The organism is Chamaesiphon sp. (assembly GCF_041737865.1).
Classification (GTDB): Bacteria; Cyanobacteriota; Cyanobacteriia; order Cyanobacteriales; family Chamaesiphonaceae; genus Chamaesiphon.
Map to the genome: position 1 here is coordinate 1 of NZ_JBGSQZ010000288.1, position 16,296 is coordinate 16,296.

6 protein-coding genes and 3 pseudogenes are annotated in these 16,296 nt (G+C 43.3%); 1 reads left to right on the forward strand and 8 read right to left on the reverse strand.

Annotated features, from left to right (window positions below; translation table 11 throughout):
• Positions 1-920, forward strand: a pseudogene (locus tag ACEW9J_RS22150) (hypothetical protein); the annotation flags it as partial.
• 296 nt (positions 921-1,216) lie between these two features.
• On the opposite strand, the gene ACEW9J_RS22155 reads toward ACEW9J_RS22150, so the two are convergent.
• From ACEW9J_RS22155 to ACEW9J_RS22190, 8 genes and pseudogenes are all read right to left on the reverse strand, one after another.
• On the reverse strand, positions 1,217-2,344 hold the full coding sequence (locus tag ACEW9J_RS22155) for a PD-(D/E)XK nuclease family protein (RefSeq protein WP_373547249.1): 1,128 nt from the start codon (positions 2,342-2,344) through the stop codon (positions 1,217-1,219).
• 9 nt (positions 2,345-2,353) lie between these two features.
• The gene (locus ACEW9J_RS22160) at positions 2,354-7,930 is read right to left on the reverse strand and encodes a DEAD/DEAH box helicase (protein WP_373547250.1); all 5,577 of its coding nucleotides are present in this window, start codon (positions 7,928-7,930) and stop codon (positions 2,354-2,356) included.
• A gap of 40 nt (positions 7,931-7,970) precedes the next feature.
• Positions 7,971-8,858 (reverse strand): hypothetical protein, encoded by an 888-nt coding sequence (locus ACEW9J_RS22165; protein ID WP_373547251.1) that lies wholly within the window; start codon positions 8,856-8,858, stop codon positions 7,971-7,973.
• Positions 8,858-11,020, reverse strand: a complete 2,163-nt coding sequence (locus ACEW9J_RS22170; protein ID WP_373547252.1) for a hypothetical protein — start codon at positions 11,018-11,020, stop codon at positions 8,858-8,860. The genes ACEW9J_RS22165 and ACEW9J_RS22170 overlap by 1 nt, the downstream gene beginning before the upstream one ends.
• Before the next feature lie 104 nt (positions 11,021-11,124).
• Positions 11,125-13,194 (reverse strand): DNA cytosine methyltransferase, encoded by a 2,070-nt coding sequence (locus tag ACEW9J_RS22175; protein WP_373547253.1) that lies wholly within the window; start codon positions 13,192-13,194, stop codon positions 11,125-11,127.
• A 136-nt stretch (positions 13,195-13,330) separates the two neighbouring features.
• A complete protein-coding gene (locus ACEW9J_RS22180) occupies positions 13,331-15,421 on the reverse strand; it encodes a DUF262 domain-containing protein (RefSeq protein WP_373547254.1) in 2,091 nt (696 codons plus the stop codon).
• A 133-nt stretch (positions 15,422-15,554) separates the two neighbouring features.
• A pseudogene (locus ACEW9J_RS22185) lies at positions 15,555-15,729 on the reverse strand (DNA methyltransferase); the annotation flags it as partial.
• Between the two features lie 273 nt (positions 15,730-16,002).
• Positions 16,003-16,296 (reverse strand): annotated as a pseudogene (locus ACEW9J_RS22190) (hypothetical protein); the annotation flags it as partial.

Consider the following 16,296-nt stretch of genomic DNA (forward strand, 5'->3'; position numbering starts at 1 on the left):
ATTTGCCCAGACAGATAATCGTGAAGAAATTCGTACCGATTGAGAATCGATCTGTTCCTACTCGATCTTCGGCTCCAGCGCATGGCTATTCTCTCCAGGTTAAATATCTAGCCCTAACATTTCTAGCGGCTGTGATGGCGATCGTGCTGCGGTTTCTCAATGTTTATACTCACAATGGGATTGCGGTAGCAAGTGTGATGGTAATGGCACTCGCCTTGGTCTTCCTGGGAAAACAGATGGATAGCGAAGAAGCTGCCATTGCCGCCAGACAGCGAAAGACCGCACCTGCTGCACCTCAGTTTCAAACGATCGAAGTTAAAGAGTGGCAAGTAGCCGATTGGCAACCGATTTTAATCGATCGAGTCAAGCCACCTATAGGTGTCTCTACGGCTCAAGTTGGAGCTTCAGAGGCAGATTTTGCCAAGTATCTCCAGAAATACTTTGGAACTACGCTCAAGCCTAGCTACACCTTTAGTATTCCCAATAGCGATCTGGTTTATAGTGCCGATTTTTGTCTGGTTTTACCATCGGGTTTGAGCTTCTGTCTAGAGATTGATGAACCCTACGTCTACAAGACAGGGGAACCCCATCACTGCATCGACCAGGGGAAGGATGAGCAACGGGATAAGTTTTTCTCAGCAGCGAACTGGGTGACAATTCGGTTTTCGGAACAACAGGTAGTTCTTCAACCAGTAGCTTGCTGTTTCCTGATCGCCAAAACTGTCGCTCAATTAACTGGGGATATGGGGTTCGTCAAGCAGTTTGATGACGGGACGAAAACTCCTAATTTAGAGCCACAGTGGACGATTGCTGAGGCTGAAGCGATGGCAAAAGCTAACTATCGGAATACCTATTTACCTCAGCAAGAATCTAGCCAGTCGAAGAAAGTCGGTAAATTATCTCACGGGATGAGTGTTTAAATGTAGTAGTGTCGATCGATAAATCGCTTTAAATCTTTGTATCCGATCAAGTAATTTCTACCCATAATCCTATGTGAGATTTACTGGCTTTTGTAAAATTACTCTCAGAGGTTGTCAAATTTCTGATTGATAGTTAGCCAGAAAAATATTTTTTCTACATAGACTTTTAGAGAGTACAAAAGCACAATTAATTCTAATTTTAATTCTAGTTTTGTATGTACATTTGTATTGAGTTGGTTGCTATTGGCTAGTTTTTGGGTATAAATCAGAAGTATTAGAACCTACTCTGCTAATCCCTAAACCATCCAAATTGATGTTGAAAATTTATCGACTCCAACAACTGATGAACTACCAGAGTTCGTAACTTTAGCATTAATAAGCCTGATGACATCACCTACTTCTGGGAGATTTTCTCCATCTAGCATCAACCAATTTTCAGGAATCTGTTGGATAGTTACTTGAGCAGGAGAAAAAGTACCTCGGATAGCATTGGTTTGAAGAGTAATGACTCTAGAAGCAGAATTTATTGAGGGGCTAGGAGGCTCGACCGCTTCTGCCTCCAGATGCAATCCACACTCATTTGCCCACTCTGGTGTTGCCTGTTCCCAAAAAGCTTCACATAGCGGAATACACGAACAACCTTTACAGTTTTCTGGCGATGGTTCAGCCATCTCTGTAAATGTTTGATGAGCTGCCGCAGCGTTTAATTCTGCAAGCAATACTCGTGCAGCAGCACCTTCTGTACGAGCATCTTCATGTGAGATCGTCAAAGTTGCATGTTGATTATTTCCTCTAACAATACTTCCTTTAGAAATTTGGATGTCATTCTCTAAACACAGATGAGCATATAAACGTAATTGCCGAATTTCAGAACCAGATAGCTCTGTCCCAACAACTTCAGCTTTAGTCCCAGATTTATAATCTATAACTTCGGATTCGGCAACATTAATATAGTCTGGTCTGCCTTGAATTAATCCATCACGGGATACTAGAGAGACTTCAGCCCCTCCAGATGGTTTTGAGATTCCTGGGGATGTAGATGGCTGTTTTTGTAGGGCAATATCGGTAGCATGAAGTGCCGCTCTTTCTCGGAAAAGATAGTAGTAGGGAAGTCGATCGATCGATCTGAATTTTGACTTGAGCAGGGGATGGGCATTCTGGTACTGCAATTGCACCTGTTCTTCAAATACCTGCCGAGCGGTATCATAACAGGCTTTTTTGTCCTGGGGAAACTGTCCTTTGTTTGCCAGTTCTAGAACTTTATGGAAGCAAGACCCCAGAATTGCATTTGAACTTTGTGGGAGGGTATTTCGCTCGCCAAAAGCTGACCAAATTGCTAGTGCCTTACAACGTAGTGCCGCTTCATAAAGGCTAGGAGTAAAATGAGAAATTGTTTGAACGGTTGGTATTTGGGGAATTTTCATAAAATCCTCTTACTCATAGGGGAATCGGATGGCATCAAAAATCGGTCTGAACTTAGGTTTCAAACCTCGTTGTTCTGCTGCTGCATAAGCTGCTGCCATCTCTGGGTGGAAGTTAGCCTCGTACTTATCCCAAAGCGGGTGAGTCAGGATTATGGCTTCCTTGTTCCAGTCATCCAATCCGAACGGTAATCCGCCTAGAGTATCATTGGGGTCATATGTTAGTTCTAGTGCCTTAAAATAGGCTTCAGCCGTCGGCTCGACTAAATCAGCCCAGTAATCATAGTTCAGATCGATTTGTGCATTTGGATCTAGTGCCAATCGCACCATATCGAGTGCTAGTCGCCAATCTAGTAACGGATGAAAAGCCATATTGCCAAATTCCCGCAAGCAGCGATGACAGGAAGTGGCACACTCTTGTCTATGAGTAGGGCTAACTAATGGTGGGAAAAACCGTTTTTTTGGATCTAGGATGAAACGTAGCAACTTCTCAAATTTATTTTTGTCTGCCAGCCAGGAACTATATCCCGCGCCATTTTCCAGATTATCTGAGATGAAAATCCGAGCAGATGGAGCTTCAAACGGACTATTAAAGTCAGCGAATGGTTGGATTCCAACATCCAACTCTGAATCTTGGATGTCGAGCTTCACGGCTGCTGCCCGTCTAACCATAAAACCAAACGAGTACCAAGCTGCTCTACCCATAGGGTAACTGGGGTTGAGATTTAGCCCCACAGGTACGTCTTGGATGCCTGCAACTAAAACATCTGTTGTGGAAATATCTGCTAACGCTCTAATAAGAGGGTCAACTTGGGTATCGAATTTTGGACGTGGAAAACGAGTACGATCTTGAGGCGATATATCTAAACTTGAGAGTGCTTGTTCAAAGCCTTCTTCATCGATCCAACGATGCTCATTTAGAATCTTCTTAAACTCAAAATCTTGACCATCTTTGTCATTGATTCGATAAACTTTAGCCTGCGAAATACAGCGAATTTCAAAGTTTTGATGCTGTTGAAGATCGGTTGGGGTAGTTCCCAATCTTGCCCGTAATGCACGAGGAGTAAACTCAAAAGCTCCTTTATACTCAGCCTTAATTTCCCACCAAGTAGTGAAGGCAGGAGGTTGATTAATGTTAGTAATCCTATAACCATCATTTCCAAGAGCTGCACCACAATATGGACACCCCCCATCTTTAGGCTTCGGTTCCAGAGCTTGACACTGACGACAAATTCCAACTTGTTCGGGATTGCCTAAAGGATCTGGTTCGTAAACAATTCTATTCCCCTGTGGATAAGGGTTAAATATTCCAACAGCAGTCAAAAGTCGATCGTCTTTTACCGTCTGAGCACCTGGTGAAAACTGACTAATGGCAACTTCTAATTCTCGATCTACTACCCCTGTCGGTGGCCATCCACGAGAGGAATCGAATTTTGGCTCCTCATGATAAAGATATCGAGTACCTGTCGGAAATCCAAACATAGGCAGAATTCCGTTAGCTGCTAACTTCTCACTCAGAGGCGATCGTGGTGTGGTAGAAAATTGCTCGACGATTCCATCGATACCTTGCACCAATTCATTTTGGATATAGTCAATCAGATTTTGAGTAGAAATCGATGTGCGGTTGTTAATTGTTTGACAAATTTGTTCTACTTGAGTGGGATTTGTCTGAATCCAATTATTTACGACAGAACGATGTTGTGACCAGTCTCCGATTGCTCCAAATTCTCCATGCACACTCTCACCTGAGTAAGGAAGCGGAATATTTAGGAAAGCTCTATGTAAGGTTTCTTTTGCCACAACTCGTCGGGCAATTTCCTCGCGGGAGACATCTACATAAGGCTTTGGTGGTGGCTCCGCTGTAATTAAATTAGGTCGCTCAAAGTAGTATTCATCATGGCTTCGACCCCGACAGAGAGTAAGTGCAACAGACATTCCAAATCCACGGCGGCGACCAGCTCGACCGACTCGTTGTTGGTAGTTAAACCTTACAGGTGGCATATTTGCCATCCCGATCGCTTGTAGGGAGCCAAGATCGACCCCAGCTTCCATTGTGGTTGTGACACTAAGCAAATCGACTCCGCAAACTTGAGCTTGTTCGTTTTGCATGAAAACTTCTTGGAAATAGCGTTGCCGCTTGCGTCGATCGTCTGCATCAGTTTGTCCCGTCAGTTCCTCGCAGTTGAGACGGAAAGGTTTTTGGTTAGTTCGAGCTAAAAATTCGTAGTAATCATATTCATCAGGATTTGGTCGTTGGGTGACTGGTTGAGTAGGTAAATTATTGAAACAATTGGTGCAAACTCCGCCTGAAGGGTGGAGGTGAACTCGTCCACAACGCCCACATTTATAGATATCAGTCCCATCATTATTGGGTTGTGGGCTGAGAAAATCCATCGATTGAGGTTTCACTATCCATTGCTCTACAACACTTCCCAAAATAGATTTCACGTCTGATTCAAGAGTCTGTTTGTCTAACCCATTAAGAGCAGTAATAGCATCCAGATATCGATTGATATAGCCAGGAGTATTAACCTGTCCTTGCTTTTCAGATTCATCCCAACGTCGCCGTTGCAAAAGTAATCGCAGTACAGATGTAGCAACTTGTTCGGTAATACTAACAGGGGCTGGGAACTTCCCCCACAGGAAGCCCAATTTCAAGGACTCAAAATCACGAGCACCGCCTGCAAATAAAACTAATTCAACAATAGATTCTTTGAGTTCTTTTTCAATAGTATCTCTCAAATCTTTGTCAATAGGTTCAAGTTCATCTTTGTAAATCCAAGGTAATTGACTCCAATCAATTAATTCATTCCAAACACGTATTCGACCTTCTTTAGGTTTATATTCTTTGACAGATATTCCTGTCCCACCAGGATTCATCCCCTGTTCTAATAATCCCGATCTAACAGCATCCATCAGAGCCTTAAATGTCAAACGAACAAAAGCACCAGATTCGACTGGAGGGGCAAGAATATCAGGGGTCGTTCCATTCCCTCCCTGAGCAGCAAAAGTACTGACAATCCCCACTATCTCAGGTGGCAGTAAGGATTGTACCTCCTGCCATCGTTGCATATTAGAAAGGATTCCCTTCATTAAATCCAACTGCAACTGGTAAAACTCTAATGCTAAATGATATAGATCTAAACTTTTCTCAAATTTTGTCTTTGCTGATGATGCCTCAAGCACAACTTGCCCATATGCAAGCTGACGAACAACATCTAAATAGTGATCTCGTTTAATACCTGTGGAAAGTTTTGCAGCATCGGCTCGACTATCCGAAAATAAAACTAATTTCCTTTTGTCATCGGACATCTGCCGCATCATTGCATCAGATAAAACCTGCATAATTCGCTGGAAACCCGATCCTAAATCGCGAATAGATGAATTTATCTTCTTCCTTGCATAGTCTGCTTCGCAGTGTGGACATTTAGAAGGAAAGGCATTAGCCTCGCCAACTGGTGCAATAAAAACATACCCTCCTGTAGATCCTGTCATACCAGGATTAAAAGTTAGTCTTCCATTTATATGCTCAAGTGATGCAGGTCGCCACTGATAGTTTGGAGTCTTATCTTCTATCCACTGCCATCTGGTAGGTTTACTGTGAGTCTGCTTGATAATCTGTCTACCATTAGCAGGCCAAAAAACCATGAACTCGCCGAAATTTCTCGCCAATGAGGATGCGCGATCGGGTACTTTTTCTAGCTGCGGATAGTCAGGTGATAAATACCACGTATTGGGGTTTTCTGAATCCTCTCGTTTGTAGCCGCCCAAAAAGACTTCACCGCAAGGTTGACAGTAAAGTAATTCGAGAACTCTAGCTCCGCACTTATCACACCTGGGACGCGGCTCTGTAAAAAGCTTGCCAACAGGTACAGGATCTGATGAGTCAGTTGTCTCCGTATGTCCAGAACATTTAGGGTTCACACACGCCCAGATCCGTCCAGCATTGTGGAAAAAGTAATGTGCTCTCAGAGGTAAGGGGGCTTCATCCTGAGCATTTCGAGCAGCTACTAGAGAACGAACCAATCCTCTGGCAGCATTTTCAGCCTTGGAATTTCCAAATACAACCTCTGCCAGACTTAAAACCCCTTCCATTTTTTGAACGGTAAAAGGCTGATTGTCTTTGGATTGGATTATTTTTGTAGATTGCATGAGGATACCAAATGCCCGAACACGATCGGCAGACAAACATTCATTGATAATTTGAGAAGGGATTTGGGTTGTAGGTGTGACTTCAAGAGCTTTAGCAAAGTCCTCTGCAATCTCTAAAGTCAAATCCTGTTCTCCTCTATCTAGTGCTCGATCTAAATCTACAAAGGCTTGTTGATGTACCTGAAGAGGATATCCGGTTGTTACCGGAAGATCGTAGGTGCGACGTTGACCAGAAATAATTTCAAATTGATTTTGATCCTTACCGAAAAAATCCTCCAGATATTGGCGACTTTCATCATCGTCTTCAATGGATGCACTAGTGGCAATTATTCGGAGTTGTGGATGATCGGGATTCAAGCCGATTCGATTTAAGAATGCTCGTAACAAATAACCTACTTCTGTTCCAGGAGTACCCCGATAAGTATGAAGTTCATCTACAACCAAATGGAAAATATGAGTGGGATCTTCTTCCAACCATTTCTTCGTACTCTTGAAAATATCACGCTCTAGACTACGCATCAGCATGATATTTAACATGCTGTAGTTGGTAATTAAAATGTCTGGGGGAGCATCTTGCATGTCCCAGCGCGACCACATTTCAGATCCGTTAGGATTTTGAAAATAGTAGAGAATATCTGGATCTGATACGGCAGAAGCTTGAGCATTAGCCCAATCATTAGAAACTGCCTTTAAACGTGGTTTTAGTTTGTCACTATTTGATGTATTTTTTCCATCTTTAATGATACTGGGTGGCCCAGAAACAGGCGTAGCACCCACATATCGCCCAAACCAAAACCGATTATCATTTCGATTCTGCTGTCTCCATTGGGTAGCTGCTGGATTATCACAAGCACGACGGATTCGGGTCAGTTGATCCTCAATTAGGGCATTCAAAGGGTAGAGAAATAGGGCACGAACTGCCTTCGATCTAGTATTTGGCTCATGCGCTCGTTGAGAAATCCTTGATTGCCTAGAATGGTTCCACCAGTCCCATTTGGCAGGTAATGGCTGAGGATTTGCCCATGTCCTTGACTCTTCAGCAAGGTAGGCGAAAACGGGCAATAGGTAGCACTCTGTCTTCCCAGAACCTGTCCCTGAAGTGATGACAACAGCTTTGCCTTGGCGAGAAAGATTCAGAGCTGCGTATTGGTGAGCGTAAATCTCCCGATCCTTTGGAAATAGACCATCACCAGATGTCATGAAGTTAGCAGCATCCTCATGTATCCCAAGCTGTTCGCAAGCTTGAGCAACCGTATACCCTGACGATTGATATGGCGCAAACGGCTCAAAGATTGGATATCGATAAAGCTGGTTATCTCGATCTAAAAGAGCTTCACGCTCTTTCATCAGTTGTTCGTAACGAAGTCGGAATGGACTATTAAGGTAGCGGATGTAAGTTCGCCGGATTTCATCAAACACCTTAAATGGATCGTTCATCCTATCAGCTTCCCCAATCATTTTCAAGTAACTATTTACTTCACTTCAGGCTGGGGAAAGGTTGTCCGGTACCAACCAGAAGTAAAGCAGCAATATTCGGACACAGACTTTCATACACAAGATTTCCATTCTCATATCGGCTCGGCTTCCCTGATGACAGACAAGCAATCCGAGAGAAATTCTCAGGTAGACGTGCAGCACTGGGTACCGATAGAGTATGGATATCAGAATTATATCTAGCTAGAAGGATATATCGTAGCATAGCGGCTGCATATATAGACTCACGCTTTGACAAAGCAAGGAGTCGATCTTCTGAAGTGGCAACAAAATAGCGACGTTGCCCGTAAGTTGAAGAATATTCGCGAGCAGTTTGTGGCAGGATATTGTCAACCCACCTTTGTTGCTGTAAATCAAACGAGCGTACAGCCCAATTGTGAGGAGCTTGTTCTTCAGTGGCTTTATCTAGTTGTCGATCGATTGAAAGTAGAGAGCCGACTAAGGTTGTAGCTAGGCTTGGAACAAACTGCACCCCACTTGAATTAGCAACGGCTCGTAATGCTTTTTCAGAGCCTTCAACTTGAATTTGAGATGGAGAATCATTACTAGGAATTACTAAAAACTGACAATGATTCTCTGTGCTTGCTTTCTCGATCGCTGCTAACAGTTTTGGGGTTCTACCTCCACACAGTAAAGCAATCTCAGGTCGATCGACAAGTCCGCCCAAGATCGGCGATCGAACTCTCCATCTCTGAGATTTATCTACGAAAAAATCAACATGTCCAAGTTCGGAAAGGTGGAACCAAAGATTATGACAGAGATCGCTTGATTCAGCTTGCTCTGGAGCCAACTCCCGAACAGCCTTGCGGAAACTTACCCAAGAGCCTTCGCCTAGATGAGTCATCCAGTAAAGTAGAACATCAAAATTCATTAGCGTTTCTTTCCCCAGATAATTTTTTTAACGATCGATGCTCCACAGGTATAATTTCGCCAGTTCATTTCGAGTTCGTCTAGACTCAATCCTGAATAAATAGACGTAACTTCTACTTCACACACTCCAGCGTTGTGGATAAAAGAGACCCACTTCTCAACACTCTTCTGTGCTCGTGAAATCGACTTGGTTCTCTGGAAAGCTGGCGGCTTAGGAACTAGAGAAAGCACTTTCACTGGAATATCTTTCCCGATAAAATGCAAAAAATCTTTGTTGTCTAATTGAGCTAGATCGTTAATATCGCACCCTAAACGCCCAGCAATAACTTTGAGAGCTGGATAATCTAGGTTACACTTTCTAGGGCTAAATTCTTTTATTCTTAGAGTTTTAAAACCTGGTACTATCTCATCCAATTCGATGGGGGATAAATTATTCTCCAGCATCTGTAAATGTTTGGTAATGCTGACTGCCCAGATCGGCTGAAACGGACAGTCGGCGATAAATCCGTTCCAAACATCAGACCTAGCCTCAAACAATTCCCCAGGTGTTGCACCAATCAACTGCCAAGCACCTTGAGGTAGAGCTATCTGATGAGAAGTATTAGGATGATCGAAAACCCAGCCTGTTGAAACATTGCTTACTTCAGGCTCAATCATCTCAATTTGTTTAGAGAAAGAGCCAATCTCGATCGTATGGATACCTGGTCTGGAGAGAGCATTATCTTCATCAACCAGTAAGCCATCACCTGTAATCGCAACAGCTTGTCCATCGATCGTGGGCTGTTGTCCTGTCTCCAGTCCTGTCACAATCAAACGAGGATGAGCACCCAGTAACCAAGCATTTCTACGCCCCAGCTTCAATCCACCGACGGTGATAATGTCAACATAAGACTCAATATCAAGAGTAGATAGTTCAGGTGGTAGTGGAAATTCTGGATAACGTTCGATCCTCAAATCGGAGAATAAACACCAACCTTCTGGTAGTTCTCGATGACTTCTAGCTTCACATCGAGAACTAGTTATTGTGTTGAGATAATCATTGGTTTGTTCGTGTAAGCTCTCATGTACCAACACCGAACAAGGTGCCCCGCGAATTAGTCTGGGACGGGACAAGTACCCTGAGTAGCTATGATTATTGCTAGGGACGAATCCTATCACCCCAGTTCCCGAACGCTTCAAGACAAATTGTGTTCGATCGACAGTTGATTCCCAAGCAAAGCCGTTTAGCAATGCCTCTCCACGATCGGGAGTAACTCGCAAAAGGGAATACCAACCTTCTTCACTTGATTCAAAGCGATTTACCCCATCATCAAATATTTCTGGAAATTCCAAGGGTTGCCTTGGCAGATAATAAAGCTGAGGCTGACGATTTCTAAACTCCAGTAGCATCTCAACCTTCGTACTGCGTCTGTCGATTGCTTCTTTAACAGATCCATCCCAGCATTCTAACTCCCGAACAATTTCCGTGATGGCAACCTTACGGCGGTTGTCATTCAATGCAGCTTTTCCTGGTTTACTAAAGGCGTAATCCAATCTATCGAGATCCGCATTTATTTTGTCATGGGAAACCCTACTTTCAGGCTCATATCCCGCTGTAGCAAAAAAATCTGGCAACTTTTCAACATCTATTTGCCGTAGCGGAACATGAGCGAGTGGATAGGCAATGTAGCGTTTACTACTCGATTCTGGTTTAACAGTTGCAATTGGTGACTTATTTTGAAGATATTTCCATAGCCCTTCAAATTGTGATAGATCGAATCCTTCTGGATAATTCCCATCAAGCTTGCAGCCAAGCAAGTTTGCCAGCCTTTTGTAATAGGCATTAGCTCCAATTTCTTCATCAGAGTGCATTTGATAAGCAGCTAAAACTGACAGCGCGAGGAAGCCAATGCACTTGGGAGAATCATCTTGACCGTATGTTGTTCGGAATGTAAGTTGCAATCCGTTAGTTTTGACCTGGGTTTTATAAACCTCTGCAACAGTCTTTACAAAGTCTCTTTCCGCTGCGTCAGCAGAGATAGACATCTTACGATATTTTGAAATAGCGACACCAAGGATTCTGGGAGTTACCGTCAAATAGACATCATTATTATCGGATGCCTCTGAGAAGTAGTATTCAGCTATCGCTCGATTCCACTGAATATAAGCTTCGGATAGAGGCATTGAGATCTATGGCAACCAGGTTTTCAAAAAGTGCTTGTGCTTCAACGTTAGCGGATTGGCTCCAATAGTGAAATCAGTAATTTCACTTAGCTTTAGTTATCCAGTCACAATTTGAGGATAAATTCAGCAATAGCTTTAGTCAAAAGTGGACAGACGGCATTGGCAACTTGCTGCTGTTTGTGCATTAGCCCCCCTTTTCTTCCATCAGTCGTTCCAGAAAACATAAACCAATCAGGGAAAGATTGCAGTCTTGCTGCTTCTCGAAGAGAGAGTCCACGGTGCTGTTCGGGATGGATCAGCATACTCTTTCGGTAGTGCCCGATCGTAACTGAAGGGTCTGACCAGGTTAATCGCCGATAGATATTGCTATGAGTCCGATTTAGGTCGGCATAGTTGGTCATCTTGTCTTTGATGTTCTGCCAATTGCCCCCAGGTGGAATCTCTTTATATCGATCGATTACATAATCAGCATGGCGAGAGGTGATGTGGTCTGTGATGACTCCAGGATCGGCTCCTTGCCGCATCAATTGAAGAAATTGATTGGATATGGCTGCTTGATTCTCGCGTCCAGCAGAGGCTACGCCAACGAATTCAAGTTTCTCATAGTTAATGTGGCTTTGACTATAACCATTTTCTACTTGTGGCAAGTCTTTAATAGCCTGTTCGACAGTTACATACGACTGACCTTTGCCACCATGAGTAGGAAATGGGAATGCGCCCCATTCTGGATCGAAGTCTTCTTCCTGATAGCCCAAATCCTGGTGGATCAGTAAAGCAAAAAAGCGATACCTAAATTGAGGAACGCCGTACCAGGCTGCATCCAAAAGTCGCTTAAAAACGAGATAACCTGCTTTTTGCATTCGGTAAGTGAAATAGTCAAGCAAGCTCTCATGAGTACTGTCGTAGTTTCTAGCCCAAACAATACCCTGGACATTTTCCATCAACGCGATCGGAGGACGAATCCGTTCGACATAATCCATAAATACTTCAACCAGACGATTATGAGGGTTAGATTCATCCCCTGAATTGCGATTAGAACTAGAGAAACCTTGACAAGGTGGCCCACCAATGAGAATTTGAACTCCACCTTTTTCTTGGGCACAGGTTTTGATTGACTCATAAGCTGTGGGACTTCTGAGATCCATAGGTTCTACCCCATCTGGCATAAAACCCGCTTGTCCACGGTAATATCTCTGTGACATTGCTTGATGATTCTGTCTCAGAGTCTGTGCATAAATTGGATGAACTTCTCCAGAGAGAATTAACCTGTAGAGGTTATTGTAATTATTTGCCATTGAAAAGCCTAAGCCCATTCCTCCAGCACCAGCAAATAATTCAACAATATTTAGTCGATCGTATTTAGACTGAATAATTCCTCGAAAATTTGGAGACTTTAGCTCTCTTTCTAATAAATTATTTTCTAAAAACTCGTTTTCTTGTTGACGAGCAATAGTAATATTGGGCCGCAGATTTAGCCCTGAGTAGCTAAATTCATTTTGTTTTAAGCTAGGTAAATTTCTTAAATCTCGGTCTTTATTTTTCAAGATCGAACCGATACAATTTGTCCAGCTAAGAGCCTCAACTAATTCAGTTAAATCAGTATTTAACAGAGAAGATAATCCAATTATTGTTCCTCGGTTAACTCCCGATATCCCTTCTTGCTTAGCGACAAATGCACGACATTTGATAGATTGAATAATAATACCTAGATCTGCAACTAAATATTTTAGCTTTCTTCCAGTTTTAGGCTCAATAATTTTAATTAGTTTCCATTCTTCTATCCGATCGATCAGATCGATAGCCTTTGCTTTTTTGCCATTAACTAGTAGTAATTTAGTTGAAGGTCGAATCTTGACACAAAAATTTAATTCTCTTTTCTCTAACCCTTGAATGAAACTTGTCTTGCATCCGTACTGTGTACTTGAAACAATAACAGGTCGATCGAATAAATTTAATTTACAGCTATCAATTACTTCCAATGCAAAACATGTGCTGGGAAATTTAGTGAATTTCTGTAAAATAGTTGTTATTAATTCCTGACTATTAGTATGATAAATTCCTACGCAAATTTTCTCAACTAATTTGTCACCTCCCAAGTCAGATCTAAAGTTAGAATATTGAGTATTGTTCTCAAGCAATAAGAAATCTCGACGTTCAGATGATTTGCGTGGCACTAATTCAAGCTACTTGTATAAATGGTTTCCGTGATTTGAAGTACTTGTCAACCTAAATAACTGCCATCAGTACCTCAAAAAACTTCCAGCCTTAGATTTTATCATATTGCACTTTAGTGTTACGACTTAATTTCACTTATAAACTTCCCATCTGTCGTTCTAAAGCTTGACGCACTAATCCCATCACATAGGGTAACTCAGCTAGATCTGCCAGTCCGATTTCTACATCTCCATTTCCCCATCTTCCCACTGCCGAGACATCTTTACAGATCCCTCTAGGGTCATTAATTTCGGAAAAAGGCATATTTAGAGAAATTCGCAACCGTTTAGCTTGGGGCACGACATCTACAAAATTTGTTTCCGCTTTGTAGGCAATGTAGAGTTTGAGGAATTCCTCAGTCACGCATGAATCGAGGGCGAGGATTTCTTTGCGGAAGGCTTCAAATAGATCCCGCACAGTTCCAGCAGTGAGCTGGGAATAATCGGCGATCGAATAGCCAGCTTTGACAGGCTTAGATTTGTAAGACTCTAGGGTTTCGTGTGTGACTTTTGGAGCAATCCAAACGGCTAATGCCATTGTAGATAAAAGATCGGCGCGATGGCGAATGGCGGTTTCATCCCACTGTTCGATCGCACCTAAGCCCTGATTGAGTTTAAGGGGACTTTCTTTGAAGCCGCCCTTCATATCTCGTTTAGCAGTAAATGCTTTGTCGCTGTATTCAGAGTTATACCCTGTCAGAGTGAGATTGCCCAGTGTGTGCAAATAAGTCTGATGAATTTGTTGCCAACCCTCTCCCAGTGCTTCTTTCCAAGCAAGGGAGAGATTTTCGTTTTGGGGGAGGATATGTTCGATCGTGTATTCATCGATCGAGACTCGTTCTTTGCGCTGGTGATTTTCTAACCGTCGTAACCAGTAGCTGCGGCTACGAAATTTGTAGAGATCTTTGATCCCAAATGCTCGCTTAAACTCTTCATCACTAGGAAAACGGCGGTAGGAAGGGAGTAAGAGTAAGTGGGCTTGGATGCTTTCTAGGTAAGCATCTTTATCTAGAGCTTTGCCGAAGGTGGCAAAGGTTTTGTTCATTGAGTTAGTGGGAATCGCACAAATTACTCGCCGGAAGACGTAGGATTCCACTAATCTGACTGCGGTAAGAAAATCTTCCTGACTCAGCAGTTTCAGGTCATAGTCGCGATATAGCTCCATCAGGAAGGGATAAGCGACATCTACCTTCAATTCCCGCAGATCTTGAAAGGCGATTTTGAGGGCGGCATTGGGTTCGGCTCCCAATGTCATGGCGCAGAAGTAGCGGACATAATTCCGAATATCAGCGACGAGAGATTCTACGCCAGCCTCGGCTACCTGGGGCGATTGGGCGTGTTGTTTGAAGGTGTTGTAAACTTCGCCGACGTTGGGAAGGGTGCCTGTTTTGACGGTGAGGAAATAGCGCATGAAGCCATCGAAGTTGGTCACATATGCTTCTTGCCCGAATTCTATCTCCATTGGTCGCCAATACTGTTCGTACAATTTGGTCTGAAGTTTCGGTTCGAGTCCCATGAGGATGTAGTTCCGAATCAGATCGGCTTGGCTCAATTCTCGCCCAGTGGAGTTCATGCTCTCGAAAATTAGCTGGGGATTATCTCGGTCGCGTGTTAGGGCAATATCGACCACTACCAGTTTGGCTAGTCCCTTGCAAACTGTCACTAAGTCATCTTTGCGCTCATTGAGTAACTGCTCGAAGAGTTTAAAGTTTTCAGTGACCCGAATTGAGTAATCTTTGGGCAATTCGGTTTGATTCAGGATGGAAATTAAGGAGGTTTTATCGGTTTGGGAGAGAATCAGTTTGAAGTGCTGTTCGCCTTCTTCTTCAGGATTGAGCAGGTAGAAGTTACGCAGTTTCCGCTGTGAAAAACCATCAAATGGTTCGCCACCACCTTCTAGGGCATTAGCGAGGGCGGTGATGAGGAGGGTAATGGTGGTAAGTCGTTGTTGCCCGTCGATGACGAGTAGGGATGACTGGCTGGATACTTGATACAGTCCTCGTTCGATGTAGACGACTGAGCCGACGAAATGGGCGGAAATGTCTTCGTTTGCTCCGGTGCGAAGGATGTCTTCCCACAGTTGGCGGCACTCTTTATCTGTCCAGGAGTATGTGCGCTGGTAGATGGGAATTACGAATTGGGGCGATCTTTTGATAAAGGCGAGGAGATTGGCTTCGGTGGCTTTCATGTGTTCATCTCCTCTGGGAGCGTAATCTGAGCATCACTTTATAGTTCCCCTCTAAAGGCGCGATGTTGTAGGGATGTAAAAAGTGTGTCTAGTTGGGCGAGGGATTTATGCTGTTTGGTAGCGATTGTTTTTGTGTTGATAAAAATAGCAAAATTGCTGTAGCTACCCCTGCATAGGGCTTAAATACGCCCCAGGCAACCTTGATCTCCACCAAGATCTTTATGCGCCTTATAAGAGCCAAACAGCACCTCATCAGGAACGATTACCGCCGTTCATCCCTCAGCCTCCAACAACCTCAGCAGCATCGCTTTGAGTATACTGCAAACACCGTCTGAATATTTCCTCACTCACATTTTATACTTCACAAAAGTAGCGCGAAGCGATCGAGTAGGCAGTGGCATCGTTTTTTAGGATGTAATTTACATCCTAAAATTTTGGCTGAAACTGTTGTGCAGTAACAGTTATAGTAGTTTATTGCTGTGTTTATATGCTTAAACCTTATCCCCGTCTGCTTTTGAGCTATTTTTTTAGGATGTAATTTACATCCTAAAATTTTGGCTGAAACTGTTGCAGAATACTAGTTAGAGCAATTCTAAGATTCGATCGATATCTCCCCCTTTCAAGATCTGATGTTTGACTGTTGCTACCTTTGTAGATGGAATCTTGCGACAACGGGTGCGCCATTTACCATCTACTTTTTCCTTCCAGCTAATTTGCCAGCGCCAGTGCTTGGCATTGTTGAGATTACGAGTACCGTTCACTTTTGGGTATTCGACAACTTCCCCACGTTTGTTGGTTACTTTCTGGGTAAATTGATGGAGCGAACCACTAACTCCTCTGGCTGCTAATCGCATCGCTGCTCCGATTGCGATGGA